General features: G+C 60.8%; 17 protein-coding genes. 8 read left to right on the top strand and 9 right to left on the bottom strand.

The features are described from left to right. The first annotated feature begins 48 nt into the window (after nucleotides 1-48). Entirely contained in the window at nucleotides 49-990 is a 942-nt protein-coding gene (locus tag HU718_RS18565) for a DHH family phosphoesterase (RefSeq protein ID WP_186614720.1), read from the top strand. On the opposite strand, the gene HU718_RS18560 is transcribed toward HU718_RS18565, so the two are convergent. Together HU718_RS18560 and HU718_RS18555 are read right to left on the bottom strand one after the other, a co-directional pair. Beyond that, nucleotides 960-1,826 (bottom strand): CAP domain-containing protein, encoded by an 867-nt coding sequence (locus HU718_RS18560; protein ID WP_186614721.1) that lies wholly within the window; start codon nucleotides 1,824-1,826, stop codon nucleotides 960-962. The two genes, HU718_RS18565 and HU718_RS18560, sit on opposite strands and share 31 nt — an antisense overlap. A gap of 274 nt (nucleotides 1,827-2,100) precedes the next feature. Continuing rightward, on the bottom strand, nucleotides 2,101-2,871 hold the full coding sequence (locus HU718_RS18555) for an alpha/beta hydrolase (RefSeq protein ID WP_186614723.1): 771 nt from the start codon (nucleotides 2,869-2,871) through the stop codon (nucleotides 2,101-2,103). 112 nt (nucleotides 2,872-2,983) lie between these two features. Between HU718_RS18555 and HU718_RS18550 the strand changes: the two genes are divergently transcribed. Further along, nucleotides 2,984-3,928: an aldo/keto reductase gene (locus tag HU718_RS18550; protein ID WP_186614725.1), complete on the top strand. Its 945-nt coding sequence runs from the start codon at nucleotides 2,984-2,986 to the stop codon at nucleotides 3,926-3,928. A 359-nt stretch (nucleotides 3,929-4,287) separates the two neighbouring features. Here HU718_RS18550 and HU718_RS18545 read toward each other — a convergent pair whose 3' ends face one another. After that, nucleotides 4,288-5,181, bottom strand: coding sequence for a LysR family transcriptional regulator (locus tag HU718_RS18545; RefSeq protein WP_150730264.1), 894 nt, complete (start codon nucleotides 5,179-5,181; stop codon nucleotides 4,288-4,290). Nucleotides 5,182-5,278: 97 nt separating this feature from the next. On the opposite strand from HU718_RS18545, the gene HU718_RS18540 reads away from it, so the two are divergent. After that, entirely contained in the window at nucleotides 5,279-5,755 is a 477-nt protein-coding gene (locus HU718_RS18540) for a (R)-mandelonitrile lyase (protein ID WP_186614728.1), read from the top strand. A 377-nt stretch (nucleotides 5,756-6,132) separates the two neighbouring features. Here HU718_RS18540 and paoC read toward each other — a convergent pair whose 3' ends face one another. The 4 genes from paoC to HU718_RS18520 all read right to left on the bottom strand — a co-directional run bounded on the left by paoC (nucleotide 6,133) and on the right by HU718_RS18520 (nucleotide 12,081). Beyond that, nucleotides 6,133-8,331, bottom strand: a complete 2,199-nt coding sequence (gene paoC / locus HU718_RS18535; RefSeq protein ID WP_186614730.1) for an aldehyde oxidoreductase molybdenum-binding subunit PaoC — start codon at nucleotides 8,329-8,331, stop codon at nucleotides 6,133-6,135. Further along, entirely contained in the window at nucleotides 8,328-9,284 is a 957-nt protein-coding gene (locus tag HU718_RS18530; RefSeq protein WP_150730261.1) for an FAD binding domain-containing protein, read from the bottom strand. Before HU718_RS18530 ends, paoC begins: the two co-directional genes overlap by 4 nt. Then, a complete protein-coding gene (gene paoA, locus HU718_RS18525; RefSeq protein WP_095118347.1) occupies nucleotides 9,281-9,904 on the bottom strand; it encodes an aldehyde dehydrogenase iron-sulfur subunit PaoA in 624 nt (207 codons plus the stop codon). The genes HU718_RS18530 and paoA overlap by 4 nt, the downstream gene beginning before the upstream one ends. A gap of 422 nt (nucleotides 9,905-10,326) precedes the next feature. Continuing rightward, nucleotides 10,327-12,081 carry an L-lactate permease gene (locus HU718_RS18520; RefSeq protein WP_186614732.1) on the bottom strand — a complete coding sequence of 585 codons (1,755 nt, stop codon included), beginning with the start codon at nucleotides 12,079-12,081 and terminating at the stop codon, nucleotides 10,327-10,329. Between the two features lie 243 nt (nucleotides 12,082-12,324). Between HU718_RS18520 and HU718_RS18515 the strand changes: the two genes are divergently transcribed. Both HU718_RS18515 and HU718_RS18510 read left to right on the top strand, forming a co-directional pair. Then, on the top strand, nucleotides 12,325-12,528 hold the full coding sequence (locus tag HU718_RS18515) for a hypothetical protein (protein ID WP_007918829.1): 204 nt from the start codon (nucleotides 12,325-12,327) through the stop codon (nucleotides 12,526-12,528). Nucleotides 12,529-12,638: 110 nt separating this feature from the next. After that, nucleotides 12,639-13,706, top strand: a complete 1,068-nt coding sequence (locus HU718_RS18510; protein ID WP_224795143.1) for a hypothetical protein — start codon at nucleotides 12,639-12,641, stop codon at nucleotides 13,704-13,706. Nucleotides 13,707-13,801: 95 nt separating this feature from the next. Here HU718_RS18510 and HU718_RS18505 read toward each other — a convergent pair whose 3' ends face one another. After that, nucleotides 13,802-14,077, bottom strand: coding sequence for a hypothetical protein (locus HU718_RS18505; protein ID WP_150708738.1), 276 nt, complete (start codon nucleotides 14,075-14,077; stop codon nucleotides 13,802-13,804). A 287-nt stretch (nucleotides 14,078-14,364) separates the two neighbouring features. Here HU718_RS18505 and HU718_RS18500 point away from each other — a divergent pair, with 287 nt between their 5' ends. Then, nucleotides 14,365-15,447: a hypothetical protein gene (locus HU718_RS18500; protein ID WP_150730259.1), complete on the top strand. Its 1,083-nt coding sequence runs from the start codon at nucleotides 14,365-14,367 to the stop codon at nucleotides 15,445-15,447. Nucleotides 15,448-15,449: 2 nt separating this feature from the next. Next, nucleotides 15,450-15,803: a DUF1428 domain-containing protein gene (locus HU718_RS18495; RefSeq protein ID WP_186614734.1), complete on the top strand. Its 354-nt coding sequence runs from the start codon at nucleotides 15,450-15,452 to the stop codon at nucleotides 15,801-15,803. Between the two features lie 163 nt (nucleotides 15,804-15,966). Here HU718_RS18495 and HU718_RS18490 read toward each other — a convergent pair whose 3' ends face one another. Then, complete coding sequence (locus HU718_RS18490) at nucleotides 15,967-16,161, bottom strand: hypothetical protein (protein ID WP_150708741.1); 195 nt, start codon at nucleotides 16,159-16,161, stop codon at nucleotides 15,967-15,969. Between the two features lie 107 nt (nucleotides 16,162-16,268). Between HU718_RS18490 and thpR the strand changes: the two genes are divergently transcribed. Next, entirely contained in the window at nucleotides 16,269-16,790 is a 522-nt protein-coding gene (gene thpR, locus HU718_RS18485; protein WP_186614736.1) for an RNA 2',3'-cyclic phosphodiesterase, read from the top strand. The last annotated feature ends 16 nt before the right edge of the window (nucleotides 16,791-16,806 follow it).

Genomic DNA, 16,806 nt, shown 5'->3' with positions numbered 1-16,806 from the left:
CTTTTCCTGTCACCCAAACGTCACAAACCTGTGCGATGTTGCCGGCCCATGAAAATCATCACCTCCGGCGCGTCCTATCTGGACATCGACGCCTACGCCTGCTGCATCGCCTACGCAGAATTGCTCAACCTGCAAGGCGTTCCCGCCCGCGCCGTCAGCAGCGCGCAACCCAACGTCAGCGTTTCGCAAACCGTACTCGGCTGGGCTGCTGCTTTTGACGATTACCTGCCGACGCTGGACGATGAGTTTGTCATGGTCGATGTCTCCGACTATTACCATTTCGACCCGTTGGTGGTGCGCGAGCGGGTGGTAGAGATCATCGATCATCATCCGGGGTACGAGCATTATTGGGCGCAGAAGCTTGGATCTGCTGCCGATATCCGCCCGATCGGCGCCGCAGCGACTCAGGTTTTTCAGCGCTGGCAGACGGCCGGTGTGCTGCCGCAGATCAGCGTGCAAAGTGCCGCATTACTGGCCACCGCGATTCTCGACAACACGCTGAATTTCACCGGGCAGATGACCACGCCAGCGGACATCGAGGCCTACACCGACCTCACTTCACGGGCAAAACTGCCGGCAGACTGGCCTCGGCAATATTTTCTCGAGTGCCAGGCCAACATCGAGTCGAACCTGGGCTCTGCATTGGCAGCCGACTCGAAACGGATGAAACCCGAGAGCAACCTGCCAGGCTTTTTCGCGCAAATGACGGTGTGGGATGCCGACGCCTTGCTGCAAAAGCACCGGCCGATGATCAATGGCTGGATGGCGCAGCAGGGCGATGACTGGCTGCTGAATGTGATCAGTATCCGCGACCACAAAAGCTGCTTTCTGGCGCCAACCGAGGTCAGCCAGCAAAAGCTCAATCGCTTGTTGCCACTCGACTGGCAGGCCGGATTGGCCGTGCGGGCGCCGTCAATGCTGCGCAAGGAACTGTTGAAATTGGGGCTGGACGCTGGCAGTCACTGCGCACCAAACAGCATCGTCCAGTAAACCCCTTCATCACTGCGCGCCTCACTGGCAAACCCGGCCCCCACCTGGGTAAACATCGGATTCATCAGATTGGCGCAGTGCCCGGGACTGGCCAGCCATCCGGCCATGGCCTTGCCCGGTGAACTCTGCCCGGCTGCAATGTTTTCGCCAATTTGCCGACCACGATAACCCGCCGCACGGGCGCGATCGGCGGGCAGGTCGCCGTCCGGGTCGCGGTGGGCGAAATAGTTGCCGTAAGCCATGGCTTTGCTGTGTCCCTGTGCGGCGGCGCCCAACGCGGCGTTCCAGCTCAATGGCCGGGCGGCGGCGAAGCGTTGGCGTCCACACATCCGTGGCCGGGCGCGCGCGGCGTTGACCTCGGCGAGCAGCGCCTTGCCGACGCTGCGGTTATCGCCAACGCGGCTGTCGAGCACCGGTTGCGCCAACACCACTTGCCACTCATTGCGCGAGCGGCTGACGCCGATGTCGGCGTAGCTGGCATCCAGCAGCGCGGCGCAGTGCTCGTCCTGCAGCAGGTCGAAAGCCTCCTCGGCGTCCTCGGCCCCGACCACGCGAATACTGCGCACCGCCACGGCGGAATACCCGGACGACTTCAACGCTTCACGCATGCCGCCGGCATAGCGATAACCGATCGGCAAGGCCAGGTTCGACTTCAGCGCCAACGGTGCCACGCGTTGCGCTGGGCGTCGATCGCAACGTTGCGGATGGGCGCGATAGTCGTTGATGGCAGCCACCAGTTGCCGCTCCGCACCGGCATGGGCGGTTGCAGCGAGCAGCGGCGAAAGGATCAGCAGGCACAGCGAAACCAAGCGAGACGAGCGAACGGCGTGGCGCATGAGACGGGCAGCTCTGAAGGAGGACAGCGCAAAAGGTGAGTGAACCGCAGAAAGCGGCGCGAGTAGGACTGGGCTTTTTGGACTTGGTTCAAGGGGCGGTGAAGGCTTTACGGCGAAGCGACGAACAGTGGAATCAAACAGAGCGCTATGTTGCGCCGGATGACGCTATCGCGAGCAGGCTCACTCCTACATTTGGAATGCGTTCCCCTGTAGGAGTGAGCCTGCTCGCGATGGCGTCACTGAAAACAATACAAAAGACACAGGCAGACCACTATCACCGATTCAACACATCCTTCATCCACTGCAAATACTGCGCACGATCCGAGATCGAGTTATGCCCCGAATCCGGCACCACCCTGAGCACCGCCACGCCTTGCGGGAAGTTCTCCAGCAAACGCTGCGTGCTGGCGCGCGGAATCACCTCGTCGTCACTGGCCGCCAGCAGCAACGTCGGCACGCGGATATGCGCGGCGTATTTGCCGGATTCGAAGCGATCCTTGAGCAACCATTTCACCGGCACCCACGGATATTGCTGCGCCGCGATTTCTTCGAGGCTGTTGTAAGGCGTCACCAGAATCAGCTGTTGCACCGGTCGCTGGCTGGCCAGACGCACGGCCACTCCGGAACCGAGACTGCGCCCGACCACGGCAATCTGCGGATGACTGGCATAGACCTGATCGAACAGCGCCAGCGCATCCTCGGCAATCGCCGCTTCCGACGGTGAGCCGCCGCTGCCACCGAAGCCGCGGTAGTTGAGCAGATACACCGCGTAATCGGGAAACGCCTCGGCAAACTCCGGCAGATTGCGCGACACGTCCTCGGCATTGCCACCGAAATAGATCAGCGCCCGTGGCCCGACACGCTCGCGGGTGATCAGCGAAATCTGCGCGTCCGGCATCGACAGTGTCATCCGTGAATCAGCGGAAGTGACGGCATTAGGCTGCGGAAAATAGATCAGCGAGCGCTGAAAAAAGAACAGCGCCGCACACAGCACCAAGTACACGGCAACGATCAATGCGACGAGTGACATCAGGGTTCGGGACATTCGGCTACTTTTAACGGTGTGTGAAGGATCGCTGTCGCAGTGTAGTCCAGCCCTGCAGCCGGGCCGCTCGCACACACAACATGCAACAGATTCACGCAGCAGGGGAACCAGCATGAGCCACACTGAGGGTTACTCCCGTCGCCGATTGCTTACGCTGGCTGCCGGGGTTTCGGCGGTCTTCACCTTTGATCGGGCGTTGGCCACAACCACTACGTCCGCGACTACCGGAGGCCACGCCATGCAGACCCGCGCCATCCCGTCCAGCGCCGAGTCGCTGCCCATCGTGGGTCTGGGCACCTATCGCGGCTTCGACGTCGCCCCCGGCGATCCGGCCTACCGGCAACTGCCGGCGGTGCTTGATGAACTGTTCACCAAGGGCGGCACGCTGATCGACAGTTCACCGATGTATGGCCGGGCAGAGGAAACTACCGGTGAGCTGCTGTCGATCCACGAACCGCGTTCGCCGGCGTTTCTGGCGACCAAGGTGTGGACGCGCGGGCGCAAGGAGGGCATCGCGCAGATGGAGCAGTCGTTCAGCCTGCTGCGCACCGAACGCATCGACCTGATGCAGATCCACAACCTGCTCGACTGGCAAACCCACCTGCCGACCCTGCGTGAATGGAAAGCCCAAGGGCGCATCCGTTACATCGGCATCACCCATTACACGGACTCGGCCTATGAAGAAGTCGAAGCGGTGTTGAAGGTCGAACAACTGGATTTTCTGCAAATCAATTACGCCCTCGATGACCGTGGCGTGGAAAAACGCATTCTGCCGCTGTGTCGCGAGCGTGGCGTGGCAGTGATCTGTAATCGGCCGTTCGGTGGCGGGGGACTGCTGGCCCGGCTCAAAGGCAAACCGCTGCCGGGCTGGGTGTCGGACGTGCAGGTCAACAGCTGGCCGCAACTGGCGTTGAAGTTTCTGCTCGCACATTCGGCGGTGACTTGCGTGATACCCGGCACGGGCAATCCGCGTTACATGGCCGATAACGCCAAGGCCGGGTTCGGGCCGATGCTCACGGATGCGCAGCGGCATCAGTTGATTGCGTTGATGGGTTGATCGAGCTCGCCAAACGATCGCGACTTCACGTTGGTTCAGGCTTGTATTAATTTCGAAACGGTCTGAAAGACTGTCATATCTGACAGTTGGAAGGGGGTTGTTTGTCGGTGAGTATGGAGATTCCTGCCTCACCAAAGAAGAACGATCATGGACGTGCAAGGCCGCAGGTTCACCTATTGCACCGGGGTTTGTCTCTTGCTGATTTTGTTCGCTGCGTACGCCCATAACGAACAGTATGTTTGTCTGGGCATGCAGCGCGGGCAGATTGCAACAGTGACGGCGAACTCTGTGTACGCGGCCGTGCAGATAGCCAAGGCGTCTTGGGGCGCTGCGGGTTGCTTTAAAACGTGACAAGTCGCTCAAGCGCGATAGCGCAACGCCTCCAGCAACAACGCAAACGCCGGTGCTGCTTGACGTCGACTCGGGTAATACAGGTGATACCCGGCAAACGTCGGGCACCAATCCTCCAGCACCTGCAGTAAACGGCCGTCGGCCAGATACGGCGCGACGACGTTTTCCGGGATGTAACTCAGGCCAAAACCGTCCAGCGCAGCGTCGAGCAACGGGTAGACGCCGTTCAGGGTGATCTGCCCGGATACCCGCACTTTCAGGCTTTCCCCAGCCTTTTCGAATTCCCAGCTGTACAACCCGCCATTGGTGGGCAGGCGCAGGTTATTGCAGGCGTGGTCGGTCAGATCCCTTGGCGTTTGCGGCGGCGTGCGTTTGGCGAAATAGGCGGGTGAACCCACCACCGCCATGCGCATGTCGGGACCGATGCGGGTGGCGATCATGCCTTGTGCGACGTCTTCGCCCAGGCGCACGCCGGCGTCGAAACCCTGGCCGGCGATGTCGACGAAACCATAATCGCAGCAGACTTCGACGGCGATGTCCGGGTACTGCGGCAGAAAGTCTTTGAGCACCGGGCGCAGCAGCCAGTCCAGCGAATGATCGGTGGCACTGATGCGGAGCTTGCCGGCGGGGGTGTCGCGCAGGTTGCTCAGGGCCGCGAGTTCCAGTTCGATTTCTTCGAAGCGCGGGCCGATGGTTTGCAGCAGATGTTGACCGGCTTCGGTGGGCGAGACGCTGCGAGTAGTGCGGGTCAGCAGACGCAGGCCCAAACGGGCTTCGAGTGCGCGAATGGTGTGGCTGAGCGCCGATTGCGAGACGCCGAGTTTGGCCGCCGCTTTGGTGAAACTGCGCTCGCGGGCGACGGCGAGGAAGGCGAGGAGGTCAGTGGCGTTTTCCCGAAGCATTGATGAGTGTCCTGCATAAGTTTTTTTGAATTCTAGTCGATTATCTGAAGAGTTCGGCTGGGTAAAGTAGTGGCATTGATTATTTGGAGGAATTGCCATGAACCCGATTGCCGCTTCTGCGTTGACCCTTTCTCTGTTGGCGGGTGAGGTGCAGGCCGATGAAACCCCGCGTGTGACGGTCACGCCCAATGGCTCGCAACCTTCGGCCAGAGGCCCGGCGGATTGGTTCACTGGCACTGTCCGTGTCGATGCGCCGTTCAAAGGCTCAGACGAGGCGCGGGTCAGTGGTGCGACGGTGACGTTTGAGCCGGGTGCGCGTACCGCGTGGCACACTCATCCGTTGGGGCAGACATTGATCGTCACGGCAGGGTTCGGGTTTGTGCAGGAATGGGGGCAGCCGGTGCGTGAGATTCGTCCTGGGGATACGGTGTGGATCGCGCCGGGGGCCAAGCATTGGCATGGGGCGGCGCCGACCACGGCGATGACCCATATCGCTATTGCCGAAGTGTTGGATGGCAAAGTAGTGGATTGGATGGAGCAGGTGAGTGATGAGCAGTATCCGGGTTCCGAGTGAAGCGCTTCCCTCACCCCAGCCCTCTCCCGGAGGGAGAGGGGGCCGACCGAGATGTCTTGCGCCATACATCGACCTGAGAGACCGGGTCGATTATGGATTCACATTGGGGCTTTCAGATCGGTGAAATTCTCCAATTTCTCTCACCGCAGCCCTCCCGGAGGGAGAGGGGGCCGACCGAGGTGTCTGGCGTCATCCATCGACCTGAGAGACCGAGTCGATTATGGATTCACAGCAAAGCGTTATTCATCGACCTGAAAGTGCCGTGTCGATTATGGATTCACAGCAAGACGTTCACGTCGGTGCAGCCCTCGAATATCCCCGGATCGGTCCCCTCTCCCTTTGGGAGAGGGCTAGGGTGAGGGGCTCTTTTCAGGCGTTTAGATCATCTCCGGCAGTGAAGAGAGGATTTTATCGAGGGTGATCGGATACTCCCGCACCCGCGCCCCCGTGGCGTTGTAAATCGCATTCGCCACCGCCGCACTGACCCCGCAAATCCCCAACTCACCAACACCCTTGGCCTTCATCGGCGAAGACACCGGATCGGTCTCATCAAGAAAAATCACTTCCTGATGCGGAATGTCGGCATGCACCGGCACTTCATACCCGGCCAGATCATGATTGACGAAAAAGCCGAGCTTCTTGTCCACCGCCAACTCTTCCATCAACGCCGCACCAACGCCCATAGTCATCGCGCCGATAACCTGGCTGCGCGCCGCTTTCGGGTTGAGAATTCGCCCGGCCGCGCACACCGCCAACATCCGGCGGACTCGCACTTCACCGGTCGCCGCATCCACCGCGACCTCAACGAAATGCGCACCGAACGTCGACTGCTGATACTGCTCGGCCAGGTCGGCAAATTCGATGCTGTCCTCAGCCACCACAGCGCCGTTTTGCGCGGCATTGCGTAACGGCACGCTCTTGCTGCCGAGCCGTACCTGACCGTCGACAAACTCCGCCTGATCCGCCGCCATCCCCAACTTGCCCGCCACCGCCTCACGCAGTTTCATGCACGCGGCATACACCCCGGCAGTCGAGCAGTTAGCGCCGAATTGCCCGCCGGAACCTGCGGACACCGGAAAACTCGAATCGCCCAGATGCACGCTCACATCCTTCAAACCAACGCCCATCATCTCGGCCGCCGTCTGCGCGATGATCGTGTAACTGCCGGTGCCGATATCGGTCATGTCGGTTTCCACCGTGACCTTGCCATCGCGCTCCAGCCGCACCCGCGCGCCCGACTTGACCAGCAGGTTGTTGCGGATCGCCGCAGCGACGCCCATGCCGATCAGCCAGCGACCCTCCCGCCGTGCACCTGGTTGCGCATTGCGTTTGTCCCAGCCGAATTTCTCCGCGCCGGTTTGCAGGCATTCGATCAGGCGCCGCTGCGAGAACGGCCGCTCGGTTTTCATCGGATCGACCTGCGTGTCGTTGAGAATCCGGAACTGGACCGGATCAAGCTTGAGCTGCTCGGCCATCTCGTCCATGGCAATTTCCAGGACCATCAGCCCCGGCGTTTCACCGGGTGCGCGCATGGCGTTGCCTTCGGGCAAATCCAGCGGCGCAAGGCGCATGCTGACCAGCCGATTTTCCGCTGCGTACAGCAACTGACTGGGTTGCGCCGCGACCTCGACTTTGCCTTCCGCCAGATTGCCCGACCAGCCTTCGTGGGCGATCGCAGTGAGTTTGCCGTCCGCCGTCGCGCCCATGCGAATGCGCTGAATCGTCGCCGGGCGGTGCGTGGTGTTGTTGGCGATCTGCGGGCGGGCGAGGGCGACTTTTACCGGCCTGCCAGCCATGCGCGCACCGAGGGCGGCGAGGATCGCATCGGCGCGCACGAACAACTTGCCGCCGAAACCACCGCCAATGTACGGCGAAATCAGCCGGACTTTTTCCTTGGGCAAGCCGAGGGTGGTGGCGATGTCGCCGACGCTCCACGCGATCATCTGATTCGATGTCCACAAGGTCAGTTGATCGCCTTTCCACGCCGCCAACGTGGCGTGCGGCTCCATCATCGCGTGGGATTGATCCGGCGTGGTGTAGGTCTGATCGAACTGCACCGGCGCGGCGGCGAAGGCCTTGGCGAAATCACCGTGGCTGACGTCGGGCAATTCGTCTTTCGGCTCGACGCCTTGGCCACGCACGCTGGCCAGATCGAACTCGCCTTTGGTCGCGACGTAGTCGACCTTGACCAATTGCGCAGCTGCACGGGCCTGCTCGAACGTCTCGGCAACCACCAGTGCAACAGCCTGGTGATAGTGCTGAATCTCCGGCCCGGCCAACAGATGCGCGGCGTTGTATTGGCCTTTGCCGAGTTTACCGGCGTTGGCGGCGGTGACGATGGCCAGCACACCCGGCGCGGCTTTCGCCTGTTCAAGATCGATATTGTTGATGCGGCCCTTGGCGATGGCTGAACCGACCATGACACCGTAAGCCTGATTGGCCACCGCCTCATGCTGCTCGTAGGCGTAAGGCGCCTGACCGCTGGTTTTCAGCGGGCCTTCGATGCGGTCGGTGGGTTGGCCGATGACCTTCAACTGGTCGATTGGGTTGGTGGTGGCGGGCGTGTCGAATTTCATGCTTGCTCCCTCGCTTGCGCCAACACCGAACCGAGCGTGCGCTCGACCAGGGTCAGTTTGAATTGGTTGTCGTGGGTCGGCGTGGCGCCGTCGAGCAGGCGTGCGCTGACCGCTTTGGCGCCTTGGGGCAGCAACGCTTCGGCGGCCTCAACCCGCCATGGTTTCGGCGCGATACCGCCGACGGCGATGCGGCCACTGCCGTCCTTTTGCAGGATCAGACCGACTGACACCAGCGCAAACGCATAGGACGAGCGATCTCGCACCTTGTGATAAACGTGGGTACCGCCAAGCGGTGCGGGCAGTGTCACCGAGGTGATGAATTCGCCGGGGGTGAGGCTGGTTTCGATGTTCGGCGTGGTGCCGGGCAACTGATGGAAATCGGCCATGGCGATGCTGCGGGTCGTGCCATCGGGTTTCACCGTTTCAATCTGCGCATCGAGCGCGCGCATGGCAATTGCCATGTCGCTCGGGTGCGTGGCGATGCACGCGTCGCTGACGCCGATAATCCCCAGTTGCCGACTGACTCCGCCGATCGCTGCGCAACCGCTGCCGGGTTGGCGTTTGTTGCAGGCCTGATTCGTGTCGTAGAAGTAGGGACAGCGCGTGCGTTGCAACAGGTTGCCAGCGGTGGTGGCCATGTTGCGCAACTGCCCGGAAGCCCCGGCGAGCAGGGCGCGGGAGAGCAGGGCGTAGTCTTTTCTGATGCGCTGGTCCGCCGCCAGATCGGTGTTGCGCACCAGCGCGCCGATGCGCAGTCCGCCTTCTGGCGTGGCTTCGATCTGATCCAGACCGAGGTGATTGACATCGATCAGGTGCAACGGCGTTTCGATGTCGAGTTTCATCAGGTCGAGCAGGTTGGTGCCGCCAGCGATAAACCGCGCACCTTCAACTTGTGCAGCTTGTGCGGCGGCCGCGGCGGGGGAGTCGGCGCGGCTGTAATTGAACGGTCTCATGCCGGCACCTCCGCGACTTCGGTGATGGCTTCGATGATGTTCGAGTAGGCGCCGCAGCGGCAGATATTGCCGCTCATGCGCTCCTGAAACTCACTGGCAATCAACCGTGGCGCCTCGGTGAGGCTTTCACTGACATGGCTGGGAATGCCATCGCGGATTTCCTTGATCACCGCCACCGCCGAGCAGATCTGCCCCGGCGTGCAATAGCCGCACTGATAGCCGTCGTGCTTGATGAATGCGGCCTGCATCGGGTGCAGATTGTCGGGCATGCCGAGACCTTCAATGGTGGTGATCTCACTGCCTTCGTGCATCACCGCCAGGGTCAGACAGGAATTGATCCGTCGACCATCGGCGATCACCGTACAGGCGCCGCATTGGCCGTGGTCGCAGCCTTTTTTACTGCCGGTCAGGTGCAGGTGTTCGCGCAAGGCATCAAGGAGGGTGGTGCGGGTGTCGACGTCAAGCGCACGCGGCTTGCCGTTGACGTTGATCGTCACTTTGCTCATGGCCGGTTGCTCCAGATTGGCCGCGTAGGCCTTGAGGCTGATAAACGGCGGCATCGCGAAGGCGGTGGCGGTCACGGCGCCGAGGATCAGAAATCCGCGTCGGGAAATCGTCATGGTTCGATTCCTTTTCTCTCTTCATCAGGGCAGCAGGGTCGTGGATGGCCCAAGCGGGCAGCCAGCGTCATCGCCGGTCTCGTTAAGGAGTGACTGCCGGAGAGAGGAAAAGGTTTTGTCGGATTTTCGTTATAGAGTTATGTGCTTAGCTCATTAATCGACGGTACGACACAATCCCCTGTAGGAGTGAGCCTGCTCGCGATAGCGATAGACCAGTGAGCGATGTGGTGACTGACACACCGCTATCGCGAGCAGGCGAAGGCCTACAAGGATCTGCGCTGTAACCATCATTTCACTAACAACCTGAACCCTGTGGGAGCGAGCCTGCTCGCGAAGAGGCCGGCACAGCCAATATCTTCATTGGCAGACCGGACGCCTTCGCGAGCAGGCTCGCTCCCACATTGGATATGTGTCCGGCCGGACTAATGCCCGCCCACCACCATCGAAGTAAACGGCGCCACATACGCCTGCAACGTCACCAGCCCACCGACCAGAATCGCCAACACGATCGAGTGGAAGAACACATAGCGCAGAATCTCGCCCTCATGCCCATACCAGCGGGTCGCGGTGGAGGCGACCACAATCGATTGCGCATCGACCATTTTGCCCATCACCCCGCCAGAGCTGTTCGCCGCCGCCATCAGCACCGGACTGATGCCGAGCTGTTCCGAGGTGACCCGCTGCAACCCGCCAAACAGAACGTTCGACGCCGTATCCGAACCGGTCAACGCCACACCCAGCCAACCGAGCAAGGTGCCGAACATCGGATAGAAAATCCCCGTCGCCGCGAACGCCAGGCCCATGGTCGCGTCGAGTCCCGAGTAGCGCGTGAGGAACCCCAGCGCCAGCATCGCCGCGATGGTAATCAGCGAAAACCGCACCACCCACAACGTGCGCAGATACTGCTTGATCAGTTGCGGAATCGAATAACCCATCAGCAAACCGCCGACAATCGCCGCCAGCAAGATCCCGCTGCCGGTGGCGGTCAGCCAAGTGAATTTGTACACCGCTTCTTCCGCTTTCGGCGCGGCAACCACGGGAGGCACTTTTTCGATTTGCAGGTGCAGGCTGGTGAACGTCACTGCCGGGGCGAAAATCGGGTTGGCCTCACGCAGCGGCTTGCCCTGCGGGTCGAGCTTGGCCGAGTGGGTTACCGGATCAATGGCGGGCCGGGTGTCGAACATATTCTTGAAGCCCTGCGTGCCCCAGGCAAACACAAACACGGTGAGGATGATCCATGGCATCCATGCGCGCATCACCGCCGGGCGCGCCTGATCGCTGAACGCGGCGCTGGCAGTGATTTTTTCTTCATCGACCTTGGAGTTGTCGACACGCCCCGAAAGCGCAGCGGAGGTGTGAATGGTCGCCGGTTTCCACACCTTCAAGAACAGCGTCAGGCAGGCCATGGAAATCAGCGCGGCGATCACATCCACCAGCATCGGCCCGTGGTAGTTAGATACCAGAAATTGCGGGATCGCGAAGCTGACGCCCGCCACCAGAATCGCTGGCCAGATCTCCAGCATCTTGCGCCAACCGGCAAACGCCCAGATCAACCAGAACGGCACCAGCACCGAGAAAAACGGCAACTGCCGACCGACCATCATCGACAGCTCCATTTCATCCAGCCCGGTGACTTTGGCCAGCGTGATGATCGGCGTGCCTAGCGCGCCGAATGCGACTGGGGCGGTGTTGGCGATCAGCGCCAGACCGGACGCGGCCAGCGGCGAAAAACCGAGACCGATCAGAATCGCCCCGGTCACCGCCACCGGCGTACCGAACCCCGCCGCACCTTCGAAAAACGCACCGAAGCAAAACGCGATCAGCAGCAACTGCAAACGACGGTCATCGGTGATGCGCGCGAGAGAATCCTGCAGCACTTTAAACGAGCCGTTCTCGGTGGTAAGGCGATGCAGGAAGATGATGTTGAGGACGATCCAGCCGATCGGCAACAAGCCATTGGCCGCGCCAAACAACGCCGCTGAGCCGGCCATGCTCGCCGGCATGCCGAAGGCAAAAATCGAAATCAGCAGGGCGGACGCCAGCGCCAGCAGCGCCGCGAGATGCGCCTTGACGTGGAAGAACGCCAGCGCCGCGAGCATCACCACCACCGGTACGGCGGCCATGAGCGTGGAGATCACCGGGTTGCCGAACGGGTCGTAAATTTGCTGCCAGACCATGGTCCACCTCTGCTTGTTGTTATTGAGGGCGCAGATCCATTGCGTGGGGCTAGGTTGCAAGCAGTATAGGTGGCATTTCGCCGCCGCTCGTACAGCGCGGACGGGGCGACCAACGGTCAATGGTGGCCACTGAATCAACGCTGATTTGCCCGGTCGTATCTGCGGCTGCGCGCACCGCGTCCTGAAGGCGTGGGCAGCGTCGCCGATTCCATCGTCAAGACCTTGGTTTTAGGGAAGTGTTGAATGAAGCGTGCAACAACGATGCTGCTGACTGTGACTGCCGCCGTATTGCTCGGCGGCTGCGTCGCGGATTTTGATGATGACCACCGCCATGGCCGGCATTACGACCGCGATCATGGCCGCAATTACGACCACGATCGGCGTTGGGATGATCGCGATGATCGCCGCGACGGGCGTCGTTACTATCGCGATCGGGATGATGACTGAGCCGTGAAGTAATCGGCAGACACCCAAGCGAACAGACATGACGAGGGTGGACGCAGTAGTGGCAATTCAGTAGCATCGCCGCTTTTTCGCGCCTTCCTCCAAGGATGATCATGTCTGTCGCTTCTTTTCTGCGCTATTCGCCTGCGCTGTTCAGCTCTGTCGTAGCCGCTTTTGCACTCGTCGGCTGCACGCAGACGGGGACTTATCAGGACGCCAGCGTGCCTGACGCAGCCAAACTGCGTTTCGTCGCTAACTTGTCCAATGCCACCCTCAATTATTTCGATGCCGAGCATTGCGATGGCATGAGCACCGGGCCGCTGAACAATCTGTTTATCGCCGAGAGCCAGCGCCGGGTCGGCATGAGCGTCGCCGCACCCAAAGACGCCCGTGGTTATCTGGAAATCAAATTGCCGCCGGAAAAAGACCTGTATCTCCAGGTCATGACTCAGTTGGGGCATGGTACCTGTGGTACCGGATTCAACTTGAAACCGGAGCGCGGCGCCGAATACGAGGTGACCTTCGGCTTTACCGGACGTGGCCAGTGTTCGACGTTGGTGGAGCGTTTGCAGCGGGTGGATGGCAAGGATGTGCGTATGCCTCTGACCGTCAAGCGTGGCGGTTTTCCTGCCTGTTACGGGCGCAACGCACTTTTCCCGCAACCGCCGAAACTGCTGCCGGACACGCCAGAGCGTGCTGCGCTGATCGAGCAGATCGTCAATGGCAGCGTGATTGTCATGATCAAGCCCGACCCGGCCAAGGAGCCGCCTGCCAGCATGACGCCTGAGAAACTCGAATCGCTGATCAGCGAACGCAAGGGCAAACTCGGTTTTGCCCTGCCAGACGAGTATTGGACGCTGTACCGTCAGAACCTTGTTGAATTTGAAAAAGAGGCTGGCACTAACAGGACGCGGGCGCTGCAAGTGGCCACCGATGAATATCGCCAGCGCCTGCGCAGCGTTGACGACAAGCAGTTGAAAGAGTGGTCGCACAGCGAAGATACGTCCGGCAAGCGCGCTAATTCGGCGCCGGCCGAGCAGGAAAAACTGGCGATCATGGATTATTTCCAGGCCACCAATAAGGTGATGGCCGAGACCATCAATCATCATCTCGAGCGCATGGCGCAAATGGATACGCAGTACGACGTGTGTTCGCGTTATTCCGAGTGCTGGAAGCGCTGACTGCATTTATCGCCGATGTAAAAAAGCCCACTGAGTCGTGATGACCAGTGGGCTTTTTCATGGGCGCTCGGTTGTCCAGGCGTCCGTTACGGCAATTAAAAGTGAGCGCTCGCCCGGACGCTGGATCGCGCAGGCACGGCGGCCTCGATGTCCAGCAAATGGGTGGCGAGAATGTCGCTCAGAAAACGGAACTGATCGTTGATGCCGACCACTTCATTGCTGAAGTGATTGGTTGCAGCCGGCATCAGCAGATCTTCGAAATCTTCGTTGAACACCAGTGCCTGCGCCTTGTGCGACACGACGTGCTGGTCGTAATAGTTGCTGCCGAACACCGGGAAACTCACGGAGAGTGTGACGTGGGTGTGAATCATGTTGTGAACTCCTCGTTGTGTTTCGGATGGGCTAATCGTGCCTTTCATGGGGGGTGGGCGGAAGGCATTCGTGGCGATGGTGAATATCGATGACAGTGATGGTTGGGGCTTTTGGGGTGTTGCTGATGGCGCCTTCGCGAGCAGGCTCGCTCCCACTTTGAAATGCATTCCCCTGTGGGAGCGAGCCTGCTCGCGAAGGCGCCAGTCCAGCCACAACCGGACAAACGGCCCGATACTCACACCTATACTCAGATCTGCATCCTCCCTGTTTAAAGGAAACCGCCACCGTGAACCCGCGTGCGCTGCTCGTCGCCGCACTGCTTCTGCTGGCCGGCTGCGCGACTTCCGCGCGGGCCCCGGTGGCAGCGCCCCAGGCCGTGTTCATCTCGCCGGCAACCTGGCAGCAGATCGACCGGGAAATCGTCAGTGCTTCGCAGCAGTCCACCGAGCAGGTCAAAGTCTTCGCCCGTGGCTCGATGGAACATTGGCGCACTCGGGTCTATCAGCAAACTGAAGAAAATTTCATCCCGTGGTTCAGCAGCTACTGGACCCAGGAATGGCTGTCGATGAAGGTCAGTTGGTACACGATCAATGCCGGTGGTGAGCAAGATGCGTCGGCCAAGCGCCTGGCGGCGTATCTGCTTGAGCAATATCAGGAAAGGGTGCTAGCGCCGGTCGCGGTGGAGGTCGATCCGGACGCGATTCTCGGCCAGGCCACGGCGTTCTATGCGCAGTTGATGGCGCAGCAGATGCCGCTTATCGCCCAGCGTCATGGTGTGCCCGTTGGTCAGCTCAATGGGCATTTGCAGAAAGTCCCGGCCATTGCGCTGGGCCCGCCGCCGGCGCGGGATGCTTCGCTGTTTCAGGTCATCAGTACCGAGCCGCTGAACACGCTGCCGGCCTACGCCGCGCTGATCGACAAGATTCACACCGAGGGTGGCGCCAAAGGCATCGCCTCGACCGACGCCGGCATGGCGCCGGTGGCCAAACGCGCCAGCCAACGGATGGAAGCGGAAATGGCCCCGCGTGGGGCTGCCAGCGCGGTGGCAGCAGCGGCCGGGAAACTGGCTGGCGGACTGATTTCGGTGGGAGTGGCGGGCATTCGCGCGATCATTCAGGCCAATGACCGGCCGGACAGTGAAGCGCTGATCCGCAGCAGTCTGGGCAGCACCTTCGACAAGGCCTGGCTGAAACTGGTGCAGAACCCGACCACCGGCGTCATGGCCGGCACGCTGTACATGGCCGGGCAAGTCGAGCGCAATCTGGGCGGGGGCGATGAACCGTCGGTCGGGTTGGGGGGGAATGCTGTCGAATGGCAGCCGCCGCGATCGACCAGTCAGCAGATCGAACCCAACGTGCAAGGAGAGTGATCATGGCTTACATCGATATTTTTGTAGCGCCGGTGCCGACTGCCAACCTTGATCAGTACAAAAAGCACTGTGAAATCGCGGCGAAACTGTTCAAGGAATACGGCGCACAGGACGTGGTTCAGTGCTGGGGCGATGACGTGCCGGAGGGCAAGGTCACGTCATTCCCTATGGCGGTCAAACTCAAGGAAGGCGAGACGGTGTCGTCCGGCTGGCTGATCTGGCCGGACAAAGCCACCCGTGATGCCGGCATGGCAAAAATGATGGAAGACCCGCGCATGCAACCGGACGTCAACCCGATGGGGTTCGATGGCCAACGCATGATCTTTGGTGGTTTTAAAAATATCCTCGAACCTTGAACCCCTGCCAATTGCGGAATGGGCAAGATTCATGCTTCACCACAAACCCCCTGTGGGAGCGAGCCTGCTCGCGAATGCGGTGTGTCAATCGACAAAAAGGTCACTGATACTCCGCTTTCGCGAGCAGGCTCGCTCCCACAGGGTGAGTGTTTACCGGCTGTATTCACTCGGTTGAGGGGGTGATGCGGCAGCTTTTGCGGTTGCGGATCTGCTCGTCAGTCGGCCGTTCGCGGACGAATTCGAAGCGCGGCTCACCCTCGCTGTAATGCACCAGCCAGCCCCATTCCAGTTCGCTTTCATCCTGCCCGGGATGCGGCGGCCGCGCCCACCACGGTTCTTTGCTGAGGATCTCACGCATGGCGGTCTCCGGTTGATGGCAATCCTTGAACTATAGCCAGCTGTCACGAGTCGTCAGATCAGGCTGTGTAGAATCCGGCGGATAACGATGAACAGGGGAGCAGGGCCATGACCGATGAAGCGAAGCGACTGTTTTTCGCCCTCGATTGCCCGCCGGCGCAGCGCAAGGCGATTGCACAATGGCGAGCAGATCTGGGCTTGAGAACCGGGAAACCGGTGCCTGCGGATAATTTTCATCTGACGTTGCTGTTCCTTGGCGCGGTGCCATTGGCGCAGATCAATGAAGTCTGTGAAGCGGCCGGGCAAGTGCGCACGCCGGGTGAGCCATTGAAGATTGCGCTGGATCGTTTGCAGGTCTGGCATCGCGCCGGGGTGTTGTCGCTCGCGCCGGAGCAGGCACCGCCGGCGTTACTGCGCCTGGTCTACGCGCTGGAACAGGCGATGTTGCCGTTCGGCTTTGAGGAGCCGTCTCGCGAGTTTCGCCCGCACCTGACCCTGGCCCGCGACTACCGTGCGCCGGAACCGGAATCCGCCACGCCGCCGGAGTTTTTCCTGCGTGCAGAACGTTTTGCCTTGTTCGAATCGCACAAGGGTCGTTATCGCATTCTGCAAGATTGGTCGCTGATCTGAAGGCACAAAAAAAGGC

Source organism: Pseudomonas tensinigenes, assembly GCF_014268445.2.
In the GTDB taxonomy this organism is placed as follows: Bacteria; Pseudomonadota; Gammaproteobacteria; order Pseudomonadales; family Pseudomonadaceae; genus Aquipseudomonas; species Aquipseudomonas tensinigenes.
This window is presented reverse-complemented; position numbering and strand designations above follow the sequence as displayed.

Bases quoted from the DNA above. Each gene is read 5' to 3' on its own strand.
- thpR (WP_186614736.1), top strand. From the start codon at position 16,269: ATGACCGATGAAGCGAAGCGACTGTTTTTCGCCCTCGATTGCCCGCCG.
- HU718_RS18530 (WP_150730261.1), bottom strand. From the start codon at position 9,284: ATGAGACCGTTCAATTACAGCCGCGCCGACTCCCCCGCCGCGGCCGCC.
- HU718_RS18520 (WP_186614732.1), bottom strand. From the start codon at position 12,081: ATGGTCTGGCAGCAAATTTACGACCCGTTCGGCAACCCGGTGATCTCC.
- HU718_RS18545 (WP_150730264.1), bottom strand. From the start codon at position 5,181: ATGCTTCGGGAAAACGCCACTGACCTCCTCGCCTTCCTCGCCGTCGCC.
- HU718_RS18515 (WP_007918829.1), top strand. From the start codon at position 12,325: ATGAAGCGTGCAACAACGATGCTGCTGACTGTGACTGCCGCCGTATTG.
- paoC (WP_186614730.1), bottom strand. From the start codon at position 8,331: ATGAAATTCGACACGCCCGCCACCACCAACCCAATCGACCAGTTGAAG.
- HU718_RS18540 (WP_186614728.1), top strand. From the start codon at position 5,279: ATGAACCCGATTGCCGCTTCTGCGTTGACCCTTTCTCTGTTGGCGGGT.
- HU718_RS18490 (WP_150708741.1), bottom strand. From the start codon at position 16,161: ATGCGTGAGATCCTCAGCAAAGAACCGTGGTGGGCGCGGCCGCCGCAT.
- HU718_RS18510 (WP_224795143.1), top strand. From the start codon at position 12,639: ATGTCTGTCGCTTCTTTTCTGCGCTATTCGCCTGCGCTGTTCAGCTCT.
- HU718_RS18550 (WP_186614725.1), top strand. From the start codon at position 2,984: ATGAGCCACACTGAGGGTTACTCCCGTCGCCGATTGCTTACGCTGGCT.
- HU718_RS18565 (WP_186614720.1), top strand. From the start codon at position 49: ATGAAAATCATCACCTCCGGCGCGTCCTATCTGGACATCGACGCCTAC.
- paoA (WP_095118347.1), bottom strand. From the start codon at position 9,904: ATGACGATTTCCCGACGCGGATTTCTGATCCTCGGCGCCGTGACCGCC.
- HU718_RS18505 (WP_150708738.1), bottom strand. From the start codon at position 14,077: ATGATTCACACCCACGTCACACTCTCCGTGAGTTTCCCGGTGTTCGGC.
- HU718_RS18495 (WP_186614734.1), top strand. From the start codon at position 15,450: ATGGCTTACATCGATATTTTTGTAGCGCCGGTGCCGACTGCCAACCTT.
- HU718_RS18555 (WP_186614723.1), bottom strand. From the start codon at position 2,871: ATGTCCCGAACCCTGATGTCACTCGTCGCATTGATCGTTGCCGTGTAC.
- HU718_RS18560 (WP_186614721.1), bottom strand. From the start codon at position 1,826: ATGCGCCACGCCGTTCGCTCGTCTCGCTTGGTTTCGCTGTGCCTGCTG.